Source organism: Brevundimonas sp. (genome assembly GCF_036405315.1).
GTDB lineage: Bacteria > Pseudomonadota > Alphaproteobacteria > Caulobacterales > Caulobacteraceae > Brevundimonas.
The window spans coordinates 1-2,839 of sequence record NZ_DASWXW010000190.1; the positions used below are offsets into that span (position 1 = coordinate 1).

A 2,839-nucleotide genomic window follows, 5' to 3' on the forward strand; every position below is an offset into this window, starting at 1 on the left:
CTTTCCGCCGGTCTTGATCACCGCGTACATTTGGAAGCCTCAGCGTGAACGCAAAAAAGAATGCGCCCGTCAGGAAACCCTGCGGGCGAAGAGCGGCGACATATACGGAAGGGCGCGCCAGAGTCAACGCGAAAGGGCGGCTTCTGGGGCTAAAACCCGCGCGCAGGCGGCGTTGCGGCGAGGATGTGGCCTGATTTGTCGTTCATCCGCAATAGGAAGAACACGCGCGCGAGAGAGGGAGACCGGGCGGCAGATTCGTGGGGATCGCCTCTCGACCGTTACAAAGTAACAATATAGAAGGCGCGGAATGTCGCCGTCCGATCTCCAGCAGCCCGTACTGATCTCGCTTCTGGGCGGGGGATTCGTCGCGGCCTTCCTGCACGCGGCCCTGCCGACCCACTGGCTGCCCTTCGTCCTGGTGGGCCGGGCGCAGCGCTGGAGCCTGATGCGGGTCATGACGGTCGCGGTGACGGCGGGGCTGGCCCACATCGCCTCGACGGCCCTGGTCGGATCGCTGATCGTGGCGGCGGGGCTGGCGTTGAACGCCTGGATCGGCGGTCTGCTGCCGCATCTGTCGGCGGCGCTGCTGTTCCTGTTCGGCGCCTTCTATCTGGCAAGGGCCTCGCTGCAGAAGCCGATCACGGCGACCGGACCCGAGGCCGAGGTTCCCGAACCGGCCGTCTCGGACCGCGCCGCCTTCTGGGGCCTGGTGCTGATGATGGCCGTGACGCCGGGCGAGGTGCTGCTGCCCATCTATCTGTCGTCGGCGACCGAGGGGGTGATGGCCCTGAGTCTGCTGACCGTCGCCTTCGCCGCGGGGACGGTGCTGGGCATGACCCTGCTGGCCGCCCTGGCCAGCGCCGGCTACTCGATCCTGCGGCTGGAGCGGTGGGCGCGCTATGAGGGCGCCATCCTGGGCGTGGCCTTGATCCTGATCGGCTTCCTGGTGATGGCGCATCAGCACTGACGCGATTGATAGGTTATATATTTACATTCAATGACTTAAGTTCGTTTGCGTTGACGCGGCGCGGCGGGCGGGCCTAGAGGGGTTGCATGGCGCACGATCACACACACGACCATGACGACCACAGCCATGCGGGGCGCGACCATACAGGTCATGACCACGCGCACGGCCATTCGCACGGTCATTCCCACGGCGTCGGCGCCCATCATCATGGGCCGGTGGACACGGGCGACTGGCGCTACGCCGTCGGTCTGATCCTCAACCTGGCCTTTGTCGCCTGCGAGTTCGGGGCCGGGATCTGGGCCGATTCGACGGCGCTGATGGCCGATGCGGGCCATAACCTGTCCGACGTTCTGGGTCTGGCCATGGCCGGGGGCGCGGCCTGGCTGGCGCGGCGCGCGGCGGGGCCCAAACGCACCTATGGATACGGCAAGGCGACGGTGCTGGCGGCCCTGGGCAACGCCCTGCTGCTGATCTTCGCCTGCGGCGCCATCGCCTTCGAGGCTGTTCGTCGTCTGGCCGAGCAGGCGCCGGTGGCGTCCGGCGTCATCATGGTGGTGGCGGGCATCGGCTTCTTCATCAACCTGGGCACGGCCCTGCTGTTCATGAAGGACCAGCACAAGGACCTGAACGTGCGCGGCGCCTATCTGCACATGATGGCCGACGCCGCCGTGTCGCTGGGCGTGGTCGTCGCCGGGGCGGTGATCCTGTTGACCGGCTGGGCCGTGATCGACGCCCTGGTCAGCCTGGCCATCGTCGCCGTCATCATGCTGGGCACCTGGAGCCTGTTGAAGGACTCGGTCAATCTGGCGCTGGACGCCGCCCCGAACGGGGTCGAGGTGGATCAGGTCCGCGACGCCTTCCTGGCCCTGCCGGGCGTTCGCGCGGTGCATGACCTGCACATCTGGGGCCTGTCGACCACGGACACGGCCCTGACGGCGCATCTGGTCCATGACCGGCCTGACGCCGACGCCCTGCTGATCGAGGCCCAGGGCGTCGCCCGCAGCCGCTTCGACATCAGCCACACCACCTTCCAGCTGGAAAGCGGCGCCCTGCCGGATTGCCCGACCTGTTAAGCGCTCCGCGCCTCTTCCCTTCCGGCCCTCTAGCCGCCATCTAGCCGCCCATGACCCAGAAGACTCCCGTCACCGTCCTTACCGGCTACCTCGGCGCCGGCAAGACCACCCTGCTGAACCGCATCCTTACCGAGGACCACGGCAAGCGTTACGCCGTCATCGTCAACGAGTTCGGCGAGATCGGCATCGACAACGACCTGGTGGTCGGCGCCGACGAGGACGTGTTCGAGATGAACAACGGCTGCGTCTGCTGCACGGTGCGCGGCGACCTGATCCGGGTGGTCAACGGCCTGATGAAGCGCCAGCGTCCCGGCAAGCCCGCCTTTGACGCCATCATCGTCGAGACGACCGGCTTGGCCGACCCCGGTCCGGTGGCCCAGACCTTCTTCGTCGACGACGAGGTCAAGGCCAAGACCCAGCTGGACAGCGTCACCGCCCTGGTCGACGCCAAGCACGTCATGGCGCGCCTGGACGACTCGAAAGAAGCGCGCGAGCAGGTGGCCTTCGCCGACCGCATCATCCTGAACAAGATCGACCTGGTGGACGAGGCCCAGCTGGCCGCGGTCGAGGCCCGCCTGCGCGCGCTGAACCCCCTGGCCCCGATCGTACGCGCCGAGAGGTCGAACGTGCCGCTGGATCAGGAGCTGGGCCTGAACGACTTCGATCTGGAGCGCATCCTCGAGGTCAAGCCGGACTTCGTGAACCCGCCCCACGGCGCCGAGGGCCACGTCCACGACGAACATTGCGGCCATGACCATCATGACCACGATCACGTCCATGACGAGCACTGCGGTCATGA

3 protein-coding genes are annotated in these 2,839 nt (G+C 66.9%); all 3 read left to right on the top strand.

Annotated features, from left to right (window positions below; genetic code table 11):
• The first annotated feature begins 307 nt into the window (after positions 1-307).
• Positions 308-967: a hypothetical protein gene (locus tag VGE49_RS11815; protein WP_331034743.1), complete on the top strand. Its 660-nt coding sequence runs from the start codon at positions 308-310 to the stop codon at positions 965-967.
• A gap of 86 nt (positions 968-1,053) precedes the next feature.
• A complete protein-coding gene (locus tag VGE49_RS11820; protein ID WP_331034744.1) occupies positions 1,054-2,040 on the top strand; it encodes a cation diffusion facilitator family transporter in 987 nt (328 codons plus the stop codon).
• A 50-nt stretch (positions 2,041-2,090) separates the two neighbouring features.
• The coding region (locus VGE49_RS11825) for a CobW family GTP-binding protein (RefSeq protein WP_331034745.1) at positions 2,091-2,839 on the top strand (749 nt) is incomplete at its 3' end.

What these genes read in the sequence shown, in the direction of transcription:
- VGE49_RS11815 (WP_331034743.1), top strand. Translation starts at nt 308, where the DNA reads ATGTCGCCGTCCGATCTCCAGCAGCCCGTACTGATCTCGCTTCTGGGC.
- VGE49_RS11820 (WP_331034744.1), top strand. Translation starts at nt 1,054, where the DNA reads ATGGCGCACGATCACACACACGACCATGACGACCACAGCCATGCGGGG.